Annotated in this window: 9 protein-coding genes; 1 reads left to right on the top strand and 8 read right to left on the bottom strand. The window is 36.0% G+C overall.

Features of this window, described 5'->3' with window-relative positions; genetic code table 11:
* Positions 1-19 precede the first annotated feature (19 nt).
* From OCV59_RS07970 to OCV59_RS07935, 8 genes are all read right to left on the bottom strand, one after another.
* Entirely contained in the window at positions 20-943 is a 924-nt protein-coding gene (locus OCV59_RS07970; RefSeq protein ID WP_262584224.1) for a M48 family metalloprotease, read from the bottom strand.
* 35 nt (positions 944-978) lie between these two features.
* Complete coding sequence (locus OCV59_RS07965; RefSeq protein ID WP_147593963.1) at positions 979-3,093, bottom strand: RyR domain-containing protein; 2,115 nt, start codon at positions 3,091-3,093, stop codon at positions 979-981.
* Positions 3,094-3,105: 12 nt separating this feature from the next.
* Positions 3,106-5,007: a Rossmann-fold NAD(P)-binding domain-containing protein gene (locus tag OCV59_RS07960; protein WP_147593962.1), complete on the bottom strand. Its 1,902-nt coding sequence runs from the start codon at positions 5,005-5,007 to the stop codon at positions 3,106-3,108.
* Positions 5,008-5,109: 102 nt separating this feature from the next.
* Positions 5,110-6,126, bottom strand: coding sequence for a transglutaminase domain-containing protein (locus tag OCV59_RS07955; RefSeq protein WP_147593961.1), 1,017 nt, complete (start codon positions 6,124-6,126; stop codon positions 5,110-5,112).
* Positions 6,119-9,955, bottom strand: coding sequence for an MATE family efflux transporter (locus OCV59_RS07950; protein ID WP_147593960.1), 3,837 nt, complete (start codon positions 9,953-9,955; stop codon positions 6,119-6,121). The genes OCV59_RS07955 and OCV59_RS07950 overlap by 8 nt, the downstream gene beginning before the upstream one ends.
* Positions 9,956-9,972: 17 nt before the next feature.
* The gene (locus tag OCV59_RS07945) at positions 9,973-11,814 is read right to left on the bottom strand and encodes a hypothetical protein (protein WP_147593959.1); all 1,842 of its coding nucleotides are present in this window, start codon (positions 11,812-11,814) and stop codon (positions 9,973-9,975) included.
* 29 nt (positions 11,815-11,843) lie between these two features.
* Positions 11,844-15,356 (bottom strand): tubulin-like doman-containing protein, encoded by a 3,513-nt coding sequence (locus OCV59_RS07940; RefSeq protein WP_147593958.1) that lies wholly within the window; start codon positions 15,354-15,356, stop codon positions 11,844-11,846.
* Between the two features lie 18 nt (positions 15,357-15,374).
* A complete protein-coding gene (locus tag OCV59_RS07935) occupies positions 15,375-17,588 on the bottom strand; it encodes a hypothetical protein (protein WP_147593957.1) in 2,214 nt (737 codons plus the stop codon).
* A 645-nt stretch (positions 17,589-18,233) separates the two neighbouring features.
* Here OCV59_RS07935 and OCV59_RS07930 point away from each other — a divergent pair.
* The gene (locus OCV59_RS07930) at positions 18,234-18,578 is read left to right on the top strand and encodes a helix-turn-helix domain-containing protein (protein ID WP_147593956.1); all 345 of its coding nucleotides are present in this window, start codon (positions 18,234-18,236) and stop codon (positions 18,576-18,578) included.
* The last annotated feature ends 355 nt before the right edge of the window (positions 18,579-18,933 follow it).

Here is an 18,933-nt window from a genome sequence, read left to right as displayed (position 1 = left end):
TCACTCTTATCTTATAAATTTAATACTTTACCCCCAGCTCCCTCAGTCTGGCAATACGTTTTTCTGTCTTTGGATGAGCGCTTTTCAAACATGAAAAAAAACTTTTCTTTCCCGGAATGGAAATCATATCAAGCAGCCTGCAAAGAGCCTCACCATATCCCAGGTTAAAAGCAAACTCATCTGCCAGATACTCATTTTCTCGATGTGATTTCATTACTAGCAACACTCCAACCTGTGTCCACAGCCAAATCAATCCGTTTACAAATACATTGACTAAAAAGCTCGAAACAACTGCTACTAATGTCGTTAATGCACCTCTATCTCCAATAACAAGCCCGATTAAAAAAACTGCGATCAAAAACAATAGCTGTATAAAAAGAATAAGCAGTCTAATAACCAGTGCAATTCCCATAATAATCAAATTTCCTACTGAAATAACAAGAATCAGATCAGTATCCTTATGTGCTAAATGTCCAAATTCATGGGACATCGCTGCTTTGATTTCTTCATCCGAATGATCCATTAACGCTGTCGTTACACATACTGTTTTACGCCCTAAAGCGAAAGCATTTGGCTCTATATCTTCTTTTACATATAGCCCCACATCATTCGGAATTGAAGAATTCAATTCACGTGCATTACGATACACTTCTACAAAAATAGCCTCTAGATTTCTAGGATCTCTATCCTTCGTTACCCGATGACACTTATTTATTTTTCTTAAAAGCCATTCACCGAATGGAGACAATGCAACGAGAATACACGCAATATATCCCCCTAGTGCAATCAGTGCAGCCTGCCACAACTTCATTGACCCAGACACAGAAGAATTTACAAAATAAAAAACTGCAATTGTTATAATCGCTACATTTAACAAAATATACAGCATACTCGGTATATTAGTTTTATTAAACATTCTTTTAAAAAAATCCACAATATACACAGTCATTCTCCTTTAACATCCACTGTCATAAACCATTACACCGATCGATAAATTTTTGTAATAAGAGCTCTTCCTTTTTCTACATTGTCTTCCTGATCAAACTCTTCTGCGTGACTCGTGTATTCACTTGCAAACTGCAGAGCTTTATCAATTTCTTTCATTTCAAACAAAAATTCAGCATAAAGGTATCGCACATCCCATTCAAAGTCACCTTTTTCCTCTAACTTAATTAATTTCTCATATAATTCGCAAATGCTTTCCTTTTCCGAATCATTCAATCCGTGCTCTTTAACTTTCTGAATGTAAGCAATATAATTTCTGATTACTGTCTCTATATAGTCGGTATTTATATTCATCTTTAATTCCAATTCTTCATAGAGAGAATCGTTCTCATCTTTACTGCCCGGGAAAGAATTTATGCGATAAGGCTTATATACATGCAGCCCCCTGCGATTAACAATTGGAATAATATTACGAATCGTATCGCGATCCAGTTCTTTCACATCTTCAGTCAACTGGCCATATGGTATCATATACGGAGAGTACTTCCGTTCAACATCCTTAACCTCACCGTACGACCATCCATTTTTTCTCCGTTCTTCTACCCAGTCATCATGCTCTTTTTGCGCCAGAAATTCTATTGTAGATGTCTCAAATTCTTTAATCTCATCTCCCGGGTATCCATCTTCGGACAGATAACATCCCATCAGTTCTAACTTATGTACAATGCCCATTGCCTGTCGTATATTAGAATACTTTAAAGAATCCGTAAGCTGAGACCATTCTGTTATGTCAGCGTCCGCTCCTTTTCGTTCTACTTGCTTATTGCAGTAATCCTCATGTATTTCCTTAGCAATTTCCTCAAGATGCTCAATCATAATCCTTGGAGTACTTTGGTGTTGAGCAATCTTTATATCATTAAGATACCGTTCCGAAGAATCGGTGGCTGATAAAAAGATTCCTTTTGAAAAAATTTTATCCAGCTGCAGTGTATTCTGCACACCCTCCTTTTTCCCTTGGATAAACTCGGGATTCATATACCCTTCCGTTGCAATATAGTGTAAATTTAAACAGGCATCATCAATGTATAATTCTGAAATATCGTCTACCTGTATGCAGGTGCGTATCACCTTGCCATATGCTTTTCTATTCCACTCTTGCAATTCATCGCATAAAATTAGCAGAAAACTAATAGGAGCCGCTGCAGGGTCAATTCCCGGCAAATCAAATGGTGGATTCTGAAATGTTTTCTTATATGCGTTATGAAGAAAAATTGCTGTTGCCGCATCAACTATTTGTGTAAATAGATCACTCATTTCTGAGGTAGCGTATTGAACAGCCTCGCCATACCATCTTAAAACAATCAAGGCGCTGTAAAATCCATGATCAATAAATCCTTTATTCTGCATAATATCCAGATAACTATCCATCACAATATGTGTCTGTTCATAAGATAATCCAAACATTCCGGCAATATTATATGCAATCAAATTTGTTGGCCTATATGGATCCACCTGATCCGGCGCACCTGCAATATCAGCTAAAATCGATTCATGATCTGGACGTTTCTTAATCATATCCAAAGCTGCGAAATCCTTATATGCAATATAAGGTCTAACTTCTTGCATTCCCACTTTTTCATTAATAACATAACTAAAAAATTGTTGTAACTGTGCATTAACCATTTCAACAGGATATCCAATATCATGAAATAATGCTGTCATACCCCAGCAGAAAAGAAACTCTTCATCAGTATTGAACAACTCCTTCCTGTGTTTTCTTTTCAGGGATTCTGCAAACAAATGGCGGAATTTATCATTTTGTGCATAAATCATCAAACCCAGTAAAAAAACATTTACTGAATGGATGTAGTGGTCTCGCTGTTTATTATTTAAGACTCCCATGCTTTCTTCGTACTGACTCAATGCATCTAACAAATCCAGGACAGAGGTTCCTTTTGAAGTTTTAATTCTATAAATATCAAGGAAGATTTTATATACTTCATTCGCAGTATCTTTGTTTTCATTTTCTAAAAACATATCAATGGCGCCCTTCAAAAAAGATTTATAATCATGACCCTCTGAAATATCTGCTTTTACTTTCAGTAATTTAAAAAAATTATCCACATAGTTCTGCTTATTAAGATTCATAATATATCGCTCCTATTCTTCCATTGCTGCTTCTAAAATTTCACACATATGATCAATAAAGAAATAATCCACAGCCTTATAATCTTCTGACTTATTTTCAATTCTAGACACTTCACAACTCACAAAATCCAGTTCTTCCCAAGATACGATAGCCGGGTGCAATTTTGCCTCTTTATTACTTGGTTTTTTCGTATATTTGAAATACTGTTCTACAGCATCTATAGAAGCTTTACTATATCCTTCTGATCGCATAAAAGCATTCCATCTTCTGTGTTCCAACTGTGCGAGTCTGTCTCGTAAACCGGAGTCTTGTAATTTTTCACGCAATTGCTTGATATGCTCCCTTTTTAAAAGAGTTCCTGACGAAATAGCTACACCACAATCATGCATTTTATATATAATGTGCAATGCAGAAGCAAAAGATGATCTCTGATTATACTCCTCCGAATTATAAGAATCTCTAGCATATTGTATGTCTGCCTTTATCCTCGGATCATCCTGATGTTTCAATTTATCAAGCACTTGGTAGTATGCAAAGTGGGAAGCAAGCGCCATCTTTTCTAAATTAGAATGAATCAAATTCTTATGGCTAAATACTTTTTCAATACTTCCAAATGCATTTATGTGAAAATCATCCTGTTGGTAAACTCTCATAATTCGCTCATTTTTAACAGTATCCCTCACCCTAAGATGAATCATAGGCATATCTTTTTTACTAAAGTCAACCGCTTCATAATACATTTTCAAATAAGTTGCTGTATCAATATTCAGATCATCCTCTTTCAAGGCTATCACTATATAAGTAGCATCCCTGCAATACTGATCCAAGACTTCTTTAAACTCATTTCTTGTAACATCTGCCTGATAAAAGCCTATTTTGTTTTCCAGAAATATTTCCGGACATTCTTTTAACAATTGCATTTTGGCTCGTTCCGCATCCAGATCAACTACAGATATTTTAAGATCTGCATCCAGCATCTGTCCACACCAGCTGACTGCCTTTATCATTTCCTTTCCTGTAGTGCCGGCTCCCACAACCAGGACAGAAACCTTATTGCGGTTGATATTATGATATAATGGAAAGTCAAACAGCAAGCTATAACAGGTATATTTCACTTCATCAATAATGCGAATTCTGCAATTTTTTTTCTCAACAGAATTGAACATGACTTCTGTTGTAGAACCTGAAGCAAAAACAGCAACCTCGACACTCTTCTTCTGTAGATCCTTTTTATATCTTTCCATGAAAGCCAAGGCATTCTTTTCGTTAGCAGTTCTGCTCTCTGCAATTTCATATACATGTATCTTCTGAACATCTAAATGAAACTTTAATTCTGTTTCCGTGCCTTTTAAAATCACTCCTTTTATCTGCCTGATTCGCTTTCTGATTTTTTCATCTAAATCTGAAATCTTTCCGCTATAATTACAGAATACATAACCACATTTATTATCATTTATACTCTCCGCCAATAACAGTGAAGCTTCATTTAACTGCGAAAAAACATGTATTTCTGCTTTTCTCATCATACGAAATCGGATATTTTCTACGAAACTTCCAAAAAAAGAGATTATAAATCCAGCTGTAATGACTGGCCCTGCAATAAATAGTACATATAACAGCCATTTTACATACATGTAATCCTGTATATAATCCACTGTAATACCTAATGGCTGACGCCCTGCTAAAGTTCTCAATACATATAAGAACGAGAAAATCCCGCTACTCAACGCATCTCCCCTGCCAGCTTCGCCATAGCCCATACAATATGCCGGAAAAATCAGCACGCCAACCATCAAAGAACACCCTACCAGCAAAACCTTGATAATGCGTTGCCCATTTAATCGTTCTTTAACTGTTAATAAAATGGTAACCAATAAAATTACTATTGCTACTCCGAAAAATATAAGTACCATATGATATACCTTTAATTGCCTTTCCTAATGCTTCTTAAGTTTCTGCACTTCTTCTATCCTTTAATAGCTCTGCATCTTTCTTATCATTACTTTCCTGTCCTTTTAATTATAGGAATATGAGTGGGTTGCAGACTTCGGGAACTCCGTTTTATCCCATGTCCTGGATTTTTCCATAAATGCATCCGTGACTAAAAAATACTCTCTTCTACTGCTTCCTCCATCATTCCAGCAAACGTCCCATTGATACCATTGGCCATCTAACTGAACTAAATTCCAGGCATGTCCACCTCCGTTACGAACTTCACCTATAACGATTTGACAATTCACACCAGCTTCTTCACACAATATATCTGCTGCACGTGCGTATCCATCACATACCGCTGAATGCTCTACAAATGATCCATACGCCGTATGGCTTACATCTGAATAAGGCTCCTGTGCGGGATATTCCACTGTATCACACAGATATGTATTAATTGCTTTTACTTTTTCATAATCAGACATACCATCCAATTTTAACTTGTCCATAACAGCATCAGTTTCTTTAACCACCTTTGCTTTAATTTGTTTCACTTCTTCAACATTTCTCTGATAATTGATTTGTAATTGAAATTCTGCATTTCCATCTTCAATTGCAGTTTTCCTGCATCGAAAACTTTTTAATAAAATACCATCATAGCCATTTGCATAAGCCGCATTTTCCGATAGAATGTCAAAAACCTGCTGCTCAGTAATTTTATCTGATGCGTGAAAAACGATACCTGTTGGAACAGATTTCAGTTCATCGGCTAAAACTTGTTTCAATTTATCCAGATCTTCGCCAATATCTTCATCCACCTCAGACGGATTCGGATCCATCTCAGTATCACTGTCAACTATACCGCGATCCGGATCCGGCAAGTTCCCAGTATACTTCAGAATCATGTAATCCAATTCTTCTTCTACCGACGCACGTCCTCCAATCCCATTATAATAATTTTCGCCATCATGCTTATGTGTGATTTTATTGATTCTTGCCTCTGTAGTTCCTGTAACACCAAAATGTATTCCAGCACAAAGCATTAATAGAATTACTATAGCAACTACGACAGAAATTACTTTTTTTCCGATATTATTCATCCGCACTCACCGATTGTATTACACTCTCTTCTAACAGTTTCACGACTTGAAAAATGTTTTTATTCGGATATTGTTTCATCTCGTTTTTCAGCAGCAGATATCCCTGATAATACGGATTATCCTCCGTATTGTTAATATATGGTAATTTTTCGAGAGTGTTTCTTGCATAAGAATCTTCTGCCAGAGCATGAAGCATTTCTAATTCCACATAAGTTGCATGTCCCTCCAAAAGTTCTAGAGAACAGCGTTCCATATCTAAATGCTGTTTCTGCCAGCTATGTGTCAGCTCATGAATAATTACTGACATCATATAAACTCTTGGTGCATACTTTTCCACCCAGATTTCAGATTTTTTAAGATCATAGAACCCACATGCAGCAGAATCACCCGCCGCTTTTACAATTTCATCTCTTCCTTTAAATTTAAATCCACGGATCTTCGGCAGCTTTACTCTATAATGCTTCTCTATTAGCTTTTTCGCAGTATGATAAAGATCATTCACCTCGTTCATTTGTACAACAATTTGTTTTGCACAATGTTCACACATATATTTTCCATCAGTAGTCTCTACATGTTCTGCAAAGATTTTCCTTCCGCAATACGGACACCGTTCTGCCCCATCCATTAACTCCTGTGAAATAATTCCATCTGCACTTTCTACTGACTTTCTGCTAGTCTTAACTTCCCCTAAATAAGTTATAACTGCATCTGTATCAAAGATCTGTGGATATGAATCAAATCCATATTTCAAATAAGCTCCCTCTTGACCGTCTTTTGCCAACTCCCATTCCAGATATTCATACATAATGTCAAAGATATTTTGTATATGATCTTTTACTTCCAATCCTGCCAAAATCTCCTTGCTCTGATACGATTGCTCCAGAACATAGATTGTAGGTTTTCTAACCGATGAAACCTCTGTTACGAAGTCAAGAACGGGCACAAATCCAATAAGAGCCTGTTCTTCAGCTGAAATCTTTGAAATCGTTTTTCGGTATAACTCCGTATCTGCACTACAAACAATCAAATCCTTATAGTTACCGGGATATAAAGTTTTTATGATTTCATTAAACATAACAACAATCAAAAATTCCGCACGAACAGGATTTTCACAAGGAATATCCATTTCTAATTTAATTCCATATTTATCTCGGCGTTCCACTCTCAAACTCTTCGGCAAAAATATCTCCGAATAAGACTCAATTTGAGATTCATTATTTATGCCAAATACGATTCCATCTGTAAACTCATAATATCCCGAAATCGTTTTATCAAAGTCAGCTTTTATCCTCGATACCGAATATTTATTGTGATTTGTATATAAAAGCTTCTCCTGGAATTTTAAAACCTGATATGTTGCTATGCTGCTATATTCAGGAACATCTTTCGGAGCCGTTTTCATTACCTCCACTTGATCTGCAGCTATTTGATTGATTCTATATAATTCACCATCAAAGCAATGGATCTGCCCCGGTAAATAGTAATTATAAACATCTTCTTTATGTATACCTGTTGTTTTCCATTGGCCTGATCCACTAAATCTTAATTTCAGGAAATTATACTTTTTATGTATATTAATGTAAATATCCTTATCAATTAATTTAACATTATAATATCCATTAAATTTCCACTGTCCAGCAATTTTATCGAACTCTTCACACTTTACGAATGTAAAATGATCATAAATCGAATAAACTTTCTTTTCGGGCAACACGGTATAAAGCATTTCAATCAGACATTCTTCTATCGAATTTTCACCAAAGCTTCTGCCATAAAATACATCACACATTTTTATAATATCACTGCTTTTTTTTCCATGCTTGCTTTCATATAAATTTAATAAGAGGATTACACACTGCTTTGCCACGTCACATCCATTACTCGGCATAATACGTTTTATATCCGATGGCTTCATAATCAATTTGGAAAAATTTGTCGCCAAATAGTCACGTAACATATATGGTTTAGAGATTACATGAATCATGCTTTCACTGCTGCCACCATATTTCAGCCAATTCTCCACTAATGCTATCAAATTGTAATGCTCATCAAAAACAATTTGAAATTTAAGACCACTCTCCTCGTAACTGCTGATATCATTTACATGCACGATGGTATTCAAATTAATAGAAGCATCTTGAAATAAATTCAACTTCAAATAGTCTAAATTATCATTAGTCGCTTCTGAATACGTAACGTATGGAGTTTCTTCATCACACCACACATCAATGGAAGATACTCCCATTTTAGCAGCGAGTAAAGCAATGGGATACTCCGCTCCAATATATGATCCCTTTATTCCTAATTTATACTGTAACTTTTCCTGCGGTTCTTTTTTCCAAAGGATTACACAAGTGCGTTTTTCCGATATTAAATTTCGATACGAACTTATATTTTCTCCAATCGTAGTCTCTATATTTTCTTCTAAATTTCGCGTTATATTATTGCACAGGAATATATACTGCAATTTTCTTACTCTCGAAATTTCACCAATTTTATTATGTATTAATTTTTTAGATACTGCCGAGGACGTGTATGTACATTCAGGATCATCCACAACCAAACAGCCAATATTCATTGTAAAGAAGTTTTCATCAATCTTAATCAGATCATCGCTTGTACAAACAAGAAGATCTATGCCTTTATCATATCCATTATTTCTACAGTACTGTTCATACGTACCAATTCTCCATATCGAGTTAATATCATTTACTTTCTTAAACTCATGAAGTAAACTGTTCGCAATCTTATCTTCCCTCTTTTTACTTCCTGTAATAATAACAGCCTTTGCTCCAGAAGACAGAAAATAATTTAAGTATGCAGTCAAATATGCTTTAAATTCTCCAAAAATCGAGTCACCAACTGCGATGCTTCTTCCTTCTGTTAAATTCAGAATTGCCTCCGTGTAACTACTGTTAAGCATCCTCCTGCTTATTTTGGCAAAATTAATAACAGTCTCAAAAGCAGATCGGTTTTTACTTCGATCCATCTGCTCTGCAGTGTCATTAAACAACCCATTCTCAATCTGACTCTTTTCCAGCCAGTAATCGTCTTTGTTTAAAATTGCACTTCCAAATTTTTCAACATAAAGTTTTAATAAGCTATCATACCGTCCTACCCTGGTAGAGGATACATCATCACTTTCAAAGGATGTTGCTTGTTCATTCTTTGTGAATCCATCTAAATAGTAAAAGGCCTCTGTCACAACGATATAGCTTGCCATTATCAGAATAAAAAAGCTCTTTAAAAGTTTTAGCAACGTGGCTCCTTTTATCACTGCGGGAATATAAATGCAGACAAAAGCTGCAATAATCATAGCAAAAAATAACATAAGAATGGCTTTTCGAATATAATTCAGCCATTGTACCATTGCAATTCTTTCTTTTTTTAAATATATCTCACCAGCATCATCATGAAACTCATAAAAATAATTACTGATATCCTCAGCCTTCCTTGTTAAGAAAAATGAACTATAACTGATGCCGTTTCTGGAACATCTCTCCGCAATATTCAAAACCAGAGTTTCTAACCAGAGAAAAACTGCATTGCTCAGCAATACGATAAGCAGCATAAAAGCAGCGCCATAACTCTTTGCAGGTACACCAGCTAAAACGATATTGGTTATCCACTTTAACGATAAAAATGGATCTATGATCATTAGCAGCAATGAAAATGTAAATGCCATTACAACACTGTATATCATAGAAAATATTACATACGGAAGCTGTTTATATCGTTCTGCTTTTTTGAAATTAAATCTACTTATCTGAATAATTGTGCCTGTAATCGCAAGCATCAATATTCCAACTAAGAATAAATACAACACCATACCAATTGTTCCTCTACTTATCTTTCCATCCAGTATATTTCATTTGCCTTTACACTTTTCCCCAGCTCTAAAGGACGTCCATATGTATATTCAGACCGAACTCCCAAAGCATAGTTGGATTCCAATGTCATAAGTTCTTTGAAATAATTCGTAGCATTAAGGTGATCTGATATTTCCTGTTTATGAAATTCCTTTTGTTCACGAAATTCCTGACGACTTCTCTTTTCCAGATCAAGAGCAAGTCTGGCTCTCTCTATATTTTCCAGTTCTATCATGCCATTTACACAATTTGTAAAATCCTGTTTTCTACTCTCCAAATTTTGCACATAATTTTCTACTTCATCCCGCAAATCATCATAAGCCTTTGACAGGCTGTATTTAGCAATAGCCGTTAATATCAATTTTGCAGAAAAAAAACTTACTGCAAATATCATCAAACAAACAACGGGAAAATAATTACCTTTAAACAGTCCCGAAAAAATGTACATCTGTGAAATACTGTATGGAATACAAACGGCCATCATACAAGCCCCCCAAACTTTCAAGAACTCTTTCATAGATATATGCTGATAATTTTCCTTCATCTTCTTAATTTTAATTTTCATAGCACAGATCTTATTTACAATTTCAAGTTTTGCACGATAAGACTCATTATTATGAATTCCAATATTACGCATATTCTCCGCAGCCTCTTCACTTTTTATATCCAAATCATATTCCGCCTGCTCCAAATTTGCATAGTCGTATGCAGCTTGCTTTTCGATCATTGGCGAAATCGGCTGATGAAACTCTTTCTTAACAGCTTCACCATAACTTTGCAGTTTGGAATCAAAATAATCCAATTTTTTCAAAACCAAAATATATTCTTCATCCCATTCTGATTCTTCTGGTAAATTCAGCACATCCTCTATAAATGTATCAATATCAAACTGCCATTTCTTTGAAGTCTCATCTCCTAGGGCAGTAACTGCATCTCTTCTAACCGCCTCTAAATGTACTTCGCTACTTTGCTGCATCTGATCCAGGGTTCGCTTACTCTCTTGTAATTTCTTTTGGTATCTCAATATTTTTTGTGCCAGAGATTTTTCCTCAAACGAATTACAAAATTCTTGAAATCTACGATCCAGAGGGCTGTGGTCTTCTTGTGAATGATCTCTTGTCAAATACGATACAAACTTTAACATCCTCTTGGTGTACGCTTTCCGATTTTGAACATCCACCTCCAGCTCATATGTTTCTATAGCAGGGTTTTCCAAACAGTCAGCTTTAAACCGCCCAAAAGATTCTTCATAAAATTCTATCAAGGAGCCGTCTTTTTTATTTTCTTGCCATTTCAAAAATTGAGTTTCCATATTGGATGCAAATATTTCATCGTACAGTAATGAGCCCATTTTACATTGTTCTAACTGGTTTGACTCCAACAGCACTTTTTCAGGAAATGTTTTCACCTGTATATTGCGAGTATAACCATGCTCCCATAGAAAACTGTTTTCGCTTTCAAAAGCAGTTTCTGGATTATCGGTAACCCGCTTCAAACTGAAAATCTGCACAGATGATATCTTTTTACGAATAAATTCCTTCAATGCCGAATATACACACAGGCGTACATATAAATCTGAGCATTGTTCAAATCCTATGTGTGCCCAATCTTTAGGCACACATAAGATAATTTCACTTCCCGCTAAATCAATGGATTCTCGTTGAATCATTTTCCTTAAGTTGAGAATTTCATCGGAAAGGTTTTCTATGCAATCGACCTCCAAAATAGATAACCGTCCTTTTGTTTCTTTTTCATAAAAAAACATTTTAAAAAATGACATGTCTACTGCATTTCCTATATTGATAAAAAACGAATGCATTTATACCCTCCTGCTTCCTACTGCATCAGTTAATGGGATTTGTTCGGCAAAATGCCTTTGATTTCAGCATTTGCCCTCGTGATATCATTTGAATTATCGAAAATATATCTAACGATATCTTTGTAAAGTTTATCTCTCTGCTCCTGGCGATTTCCCATTTTGTCAGCATATCTGTGAAGATATCTTCTAACAGCCTCCCTCATTTCCTGAGACTTATCTTTACTCAAGATATTTGAGTAAATCACTATAAAGTCAAATATGGTGTGAATATCCGGATTCCCTTCACTTGCAATATCACCGATATCCACAAACTTCTGAATAATCTCATGCTTCAAAATCTCATCTTCGATAATAGAACTGTTTTCCATTTCTTTCTGTTCAATTTTGCTGACACGCTCCATAATATCCCGCTTGATTTGTGCATTATAACTCATGCTTCGTAACAAGCCCTTTAAGTTTCCTGGAGCATTGTCCTCGTCCAACTTAATGTTGTATGGAATTAGATCATTTATGTAAGTCCATCGTTTTACCCCATCATACTCTGTCAGCTCCACTGTATGATCCAGAAGCAACAAGAACACAAACGCTAAATATCTGGCATCCCGTTCTTCTGCCTCTTCCTTTGGGTCAATAGCCGGTAAATACGCTTCTTTATACCAGCGTTTATCTAAATGCGGCGTTAAAACACTTCCATCATGTGCATTGATGGCCTGATCAACGATATAGTCATAATATTTTCTGGCAGCGCTGTTTTTATTGAAAAGCGTAAGTTCTTCTACTTTGGCTGCATAAACAGAACGGCAGCAAATCAATTCATTGCGAGTAAAATCCCTATCCGCAATTACTCCTGTACTTTTGAAAGAGCCTGCATCTAATCGAGCCTGTATCCTTGCTCGATCTGGTTCTCCATTTGCATCCACTGGCACGATACCCGGATTGACCCCCCAGTACAACAACTGTTCTCTTGGATTATTTTCTAATCGAATAAACGGCGCTGCTCTATCAATGACTTTCATGATTTCAATTTCAAAGTCCGTTTTAATATCCTGTTCAGAGTACGTATCAATACCACGCATAAAACGATTAAGCATACCAGGATCTACATCACGATTTTTAGTATCTTTACGTTTTTTAGTATCTTTGTGATCAGAGATCTGCTGATACAGAATTTCATACTCCAGCCCTCTCAATACTCCGATATCCAAAATTTTCCCAGCATTTGATTTCATCTCATGTTCCAGGCTTTTCTGAATCGACTCTTTAAATAACTGCGGAGCATTAGCTTCTATAATATCTGATTTCAATTGTACCTTTTCCTGTGCAGACACAGCTCTGCTCTGAGAATAGAAATCCACAAATAACTCATACAAATCTTCTGTGAACTGCATTTTGGTATCTTCGGATAACGTATTCTCATTAAAATCAGTTGATTTTTTAACCATTTCATATGCAACTTTTTTATAAATCGGAGCTGCAAAAACATAACGAATCCCCTTATCCTGAGACTTATGCATTTCCTCTTGCATCATTACCTTCTCCTTTATTTCATCCTCCACTTTATTTAAAGATTCAAAGAATGTTTTATAGGTAAATAACAATTCATCAATCTTTTCAAGAAGGCTCTGATATACCCGCACCCTGTAATTTGCTACATTATAACGCTCTAAAACATCGATTTGCTCCTGCACAGTCCGCATAAATTTATCCGCAAATTCCTCCAGTTCATTTTTGTTATTTTTAAAGGCAGCCTTTGCTTTCTGGAATAAATTTGTTTCTGTTTCTCTTCGAAGCTGTAAATATACCACTTCTGCTGTTTGTACACCAGGCATCTCATCATCAAAATCTTTTTCAAGCAAAAGATTTAATCCGCGAGATGTTTCAAATAAATCCGGAGATACTCGTTCCAGCTTATTAAGCAGTTCTTTTTTGATTTTGTACAAAGCATATCGAGCTGTAATCGGATGTAATCCTTTTATTAAATTAAAGATATTATAATCACGATCTGCATCACGATCATCTGCGTGTCCCTTGATCCGCGGCGATACGGAAAGAATTCTTTCTGATGCCGCATAAATAGTTGATCGATTCATCATGATCAATTTCTTATAGTTCTCCACCTTTTCCAGTTCATAGGAAATAACAGCACCATTTTCTGCATTAATGATGCTATCTGCATTCATATGATAACAATCCAGTTTCGCATTTGTGATAGCTTCTGTATTAGCAGACTGCTCAATAAACTGATCAATTGCATCTATCGCTTTCTGTATCTTGTTATATGAAATGTTTCGTTCAAAACCATCCTCATTCATTTCTTTGATATCATATCCAAGACTCAGTTCAGCATTTAACTGAGAAAAAAAGCGATTCTGTGTCTCTGGATTTGCCAGATCTTCAAAAGTTGAAACGTAACTTGTAGCTTCATCCGCTGGAATATGAAAAGGATCTTTCACCTGCTGTTCTTTATCAGCCTGCTTTTTATCCAGATATACACGATCCAATTTTTCCCATTGATTTTGAATAATATCCTTTGCCCATCTCAATGCACAATATTTACTGATTGCATCCAATGGATAACGAACTTCCACTGCACCTGCACCACAATATCGATCCATTCCATGAGCATCAATATGGCCTAAGATAAGATTATCCTCCGCTGAAAACAATCTGGCTCCAATCTGTGTCAGCTGTGCTCTCAGAATATTCTTGGCCATATCAAAGTAATTGGTAAGATAACCATTTCCCAAAATTCCGCCATTCAAATTATTTCTTCCAATCAAAAAGATGAAATCATAAGGTATCATATTAGTTTTTACACCATCCGCAGCCCGTCCTTTTTCATAGTATTCTATATCGATCGGAATATCAGAAGCCTTGCTAAAGGCATTTTCATTGCATGCATTAATCTCCTTGATACAAGCATACGCATTCGAATAAATGGATGCGATTTTTATCGGATTATATCCCTGAACACTTTCACATACATCGGGAGTTAAGAATAATCCACGTATTAAAATATGCTTTTTCCCAGTCTGCTCCCCAATAAGCTTCCTCAGATAAAACGGCAACTGTACCATCATTCCCGCACCAGTTCCTCCAGCAATGGATCCGACGATAAAGGTTTTCATACTCTGCGGATATAACGTCCCCGCTCGATTTAATTTATCAATTGCCTGCTCCAATGCGCCGAATTTATTCGCATTTATACAGGAGAGCATTGCCAGTCTGGAGGATTGTCGAATTTGCCCTGCGCCTTCCAGCATACTTTTTTCATTCAATAACGGATTCGTCTGAAACCATTCCGTCATTCCCTTGTTCTCAGGTTTCGCTAAAATATCCCCCACTACATCATTTGTACTGGTTTGAATAACTGCATCAACACCAAGTTCCTGATATCGTTTCAGATCATTTGCATCGGTATCCATACACACTGTAGCAATGGTTTCTTTATCTTCTGCATCTAAGGATTTAAATGTTTCTGCTACAATATTGCAGCCCATTCCACCAATTCCAATAATTAATGTTGGTATCTTATTTGCCATAATTAAACATCCTTTCACTTATTTGAATTTATAGTTTTCAACTAATTTCGTCGTTCCTATACTTTGATCCACAAATGTTTCTTTATCCTTTTTCATCTTAACTACTGTAGGATCTTTCTTGCTCAGAAGGCCCGGGGCAGCCTTCATTGCCTTCAGACGCATATATCGCTCCAGCAATTTATGAGCAGTATCTGGTGTAATAGTTTCCGCACCTGTATTGAATTCTGTCTTTACGTCTAAATCAAACCGCCTCTGCCCTTTCGCGGTAAGAACTATTTTTCGGTCCTTATCAAAAGTCTTTTTCCGCGGACCCGTCCGATATAAAGGACCAAAGAAATCCGTAAAATACCCTATCTTTATAGGCCCTTTCACACGAGTCGGTATATTAGGCTTTCCACTGCTGTCAATCCGGTATTCATACCGCTCTAATTTTCCAGAAGGAAAATGCTTCGTAAATACAGTCAGACGTAGCGCAATAAGAAATAAAATCAGCAATATGATTCGCCATAAAATTTCCCTTGAACTATAGAAGTTTACCTGGAAGTGATCTTCTGCAGATAACTTTTTATTCAAAGAAACTTTAACATCGTACTGCCCCCTTGGAATAGTAAAGGTACCTAAAACTGCGTGATTCAGCCAGGATGTTGTAGGCGTAACCTTTATCACACCATTTTTACCGATAGAATAATCATATGCAATCCCAGTCTCCTCACCGCCATGTGTGATCCGAATAGAATCATCATCAATGAGAGTCTCTATCTCTGATTTTGAAAGAGGTTGTCCATCACCTGTAACGATAAAGTTGCAGCTCTCTTTGCAATTGCGAATCTTTCCCAATGATAACTGCAAGTCACCGTCCTGTGCTTTGATATCATAAACAACAGGACTCTTTGGGGCAAATTGAACACTTTTAGTAAGCGGTGCAAAGCCCTGAAGGTTGGCTGTAGCTGTGATTGTCGTGTCATTTTTTGTTACTTTATAATTCTTATATGTAAATTCTTCAGTATTAACAACATTCTGCCCACTTTCATCAATGTTTAATGAAAATCCCTGATACATACCTTCCGGCAATTTTTTTAAATCAATACTTTTATTCGTTCCCATTTTAACGACTTTACAGGAAATATCGAGAAGATCACCTTCCCTCAATACCTTGGGATTCGTGATGGTTTTCCCATTTCGAGTAATCGTCATTTTTGTCTCCAACGCTGCTTCATAAAGAATAACTACATCTTCTTTTTTGATTGTATTGTCGAATGTAATTTCATATTTTCCATCTTCAATATAGTTTCCTTTAGACGTAATCGTACTTATATTTCCGTATAATGTTTGTCCTTTTGTTCTTCCGCTCACATTGTCAGGACTTGCAATGTGCACTGTTGAATTTTCTAAGTTTTCCCCATCTTTTATACTGACGCTTTTGACTTGAGCATCCGTATTCTGTGTAAGTACTCGAATATTCAATAGTGGTACACTTGATGAAATCTCAATTTTATTTCCTTCTTTAATTTTAAAATCGCTGTCTTGCAACCGATACCTTCCAGATACCTGATCTGCGATTTCTGACAATGTATTTACAATATCTACTGTGCTCGAATGTTTTACAATAAGGTTCTGAGTTTCTGTCGGCAATACCGCTTTATCTCCAATAGCCATGTAAATGATCTTCATATTAGATCCATTTGGCATTTTTTTCTTCTGATACTCCGCCAGTTTTTCCTGAATCTCAGCAGAACTCGTTTCCGTGTTCGTATCTCCAGGCTTTTTTTCAAATGCGCCATCGGTCAAAATTACCATCCAGTACTGTGTGTTAGGATCATTGGTTGCAGTCGATGCTAAAGCATTTCCTACAGTATCAATCCCATCAAATGGAGTCACGTCCCCACTTTCTGTTTTTCCTCTGATTTTATCAACAGTATCCTGTCGGTCAGAAGAAAATAATGACAAGACTCCATCTGCATTGCTTTTTAAAACAGAATCAGAAGAGCTCATATATGTAAGCAACAGTGTATCATTTCGATTCAATAATCCTGTAAAAGTCTGCATTGCATAATTTGCATATGCCCAACTTGGATTGTTTTTTATATGCATACTTGATGAATCATCATATAATACAGCTACTATTTTAGGAGAACTAATTGACTTTTCATTCGAATTTTCTAATCCAAAGCAAAAACTGCAACTAGTAACCCATAATATCAATGACATCAAACAAATTAAAATTTTACGCATAAATCAGCCTCTCCCTGCTTCTCGTTTCTTGAACTTTTTCACATTTCCTAAACCTGTTACTTTTTATTTACAGGCTGCAATTAGTAATCAAACTTTAATCTCAAAAGTTTGGTTTGCTAAAATGTAAACACCAAAATTATTTAAAACAGCATAAGCATATGATTACATTCGTTTTAAGTATTGTACTGTGTGCACATTTCTATATGTTTTTGTTCATATAAATAATTATACGCTGTGGATTTAAGCATTTCAATATAATTGTCATTGTATTGTACATTATGTAAATGTATTCATTTTAAATGTAACGTTTGTCGAATTATGAATGCTGAAATTTGCTTTTGGCTTCGCCTGCAACCGTACCGACTATCAGCCTGTACTCATCATCTAAAAAAATACAGGGGTGTACCGTATTAATTATTTATATTTTTACCATTTACTGACTCACATTATCGTTGGTCTTTTATTCAAATGTCTAACGATATTCCTGGAGTATTTAAGTTATTTTTACCATATACACAAAAATAAATATTTATGTGTGTACACCCTATTATAAATCCCGGCTTTTAATATTAAAATTAGAGCATCTTTTTATCAGATCTTTTGCAAAAATATGTTTACACAGTTCATTTATTTGAAGGAGTTCTTATGGGATCAGGATTCGAGCCGGATTACAAGGCGATTGGCAATCGAATAAAACAGGCTAGGAAAAGACAAAAAATCACTCAGGAAAAGCTTGCTGAAATGAGTGATCTGTCCACATCTCATATGAGCCATATAGAAAGCGGCAAAACCAAAGTGAGCCTGCCTTCTCTGATACAGATAGCGAACGCTCTGCACACGACGGTCGACAGCCTGCTGCACGATAATATCGAAGCAAGCTATGAAGCATTCGACAAAGACTTCAGAGATCTCATAGAAGACTGCACTGTGAAAGAAAAAGAAATCATTTTCCAGGCATCAGTACAGGTGAAAAATGCACTCAAACGATAAATATATCCAATGGCCCTCTACTATATATCCTTGATTCTCTCTAAGCAAAGGCTTCTTTGACATGTTCAACAGCAGCTGCCATTACCAAAACTTCACATCAGAACTTTTCATTTTAGCATTTTTCCTGTAAAACGAGCCTTTTCAACGAGCCTGTTGACCAAGAATCAAATCCAAGCTGCTCCTTTTTAGCAAAGATCAAAAGAAAAATGAGCCTTTCCATAAGAAAAATACCAAAATCAATGCCATCGGATCGACTTTTTGGTAAACACTGAGGTGCACCCATAAAAGTAGAGTATCAAACCTCGTTTTTCCCCTGCCTGTAGAACTCGTCAGGAGTTAAATATCCGAATGTTTC

This window comes from Brotomerdimonas butyrica (assembly GCF_025567305.1).
GTDB lineage: Bacteria > Bacillota > Clostridia > Peptostreptococcales > Anaerovoracaceae > Lentihominibacter > Lentihominibacter butyricus.
Note: the sequence above shows the minus strand (reverse complement) of the source record. Positions and strands in the feature narration are given on the sequence as shown.

Coding starts and splice junctions, on each gene's coding strand:
- OCV59_RS07950 (WP_147593960.1), bottom strand. CDS start 9,955: ATGGTGTTGTATTTATTCTTAGTTGGAATATTGATGCTTGCGATTACA.
- OCV59_RS07955 (WP_147593961.1), bottom strand. CDS start 6,126: ATGAATAATATCGGAAAAAAAGTAATTTCTGTCGTAGTTGCTATAGTA.
- OCV59_RS07945 (WP_147593959.1), bottom strand. CDS start 11,814: ATGCATTCGTTTTTTATCAATATAGGAAATGCAGTAGACATGTCATTT.
- OCV59_RS07940 (WP_147593958.1), bottom strand. CDS start 15,356: ATGGCAAATAAGATACCAACATTAATTATTGGAATTGGTGGAATGGGC.
- OCV59_RS07960 (WP_147593962.1), bottom strand. CDS start 5,007: ATGGTACTTATATTTTTCGGAGTAGCAATAGTAATTTTATTGGTTACC.
- OCV59_RS07930 (WP_147593956.1), top strand. CDS start 18,234: ATGGGATCAGGATTCGAGCCGGATTACAAGGCGATTGGCAATCGAATA.
- OCV59_RS07935 (WP_147593957.1), bottom strand. CDS start 17,588: ATGCGTAAAATTTTAATTTGTTTGATGTCATTGATATTATGGGTTACT.
- OCV59_RS07965 (WP_147593963.1), bottom strand. CDS start 3,093: ATGAATCTTAATAAGCAGAACTATGTGGATAATTTTTTTAAATTACTG.